At 55.7% G+C, this 291-nt stretch carries 1 protein-coding gene; it reads right to left on the bottom strand.

The annotated features are described in order from the left end of the window. A partial coding sequence (locus EN874_RS34185) for a hypothetical protein (protein WP_210238604.1) occupies positions 1 to 291 on the bottom strand: 291 nt, incomplete at both ends.

The raw sequence follows: 291 nt of genomic DNA, 5'->3' as shown, positions 1-291 counted from the left end.
GCCGCCCATTTGAGGCCAAGCACATGATCAACGAGGATGCTTCTAAAGCATTGCCAGCGGGAAACAGCGGCACTGAGATCGTGCATCTTCGATGCTGCCCCTCTAAAGAAGCTCTCAAAGAATCCATGGATCAGGACCGAAACTTGCTGCGGACTATCGAAATCGGTTTCGGGGTGGTTGCAGGCAGCGTAGGCGGCGAAGTCCTGGATGAGTGGAACTTTTGTTGCTCTTCGTCCACGGAGCCATGTCGCTGCCGCATCTAGCAGTTCTAGCGCGCGGGAGTTGCCGAAC

This window comes from Mesorhizobium sp. M1D.F.Ca.ET.231.01.1.1, from assembly GCF_003999155.2.
In the GTDB taxonomy this organism is placed as follows: Bacteria; Pseudomonadota; Alphaproteobacteria; order Rhizobiales; family Rhizobiaceae; genus Mesorhizobium.
The sequence above is the reverse complement of the archived record's forward strand: the minus strand, read 5'-3'. Positions and strand labels throughout refer to the sequence as shown.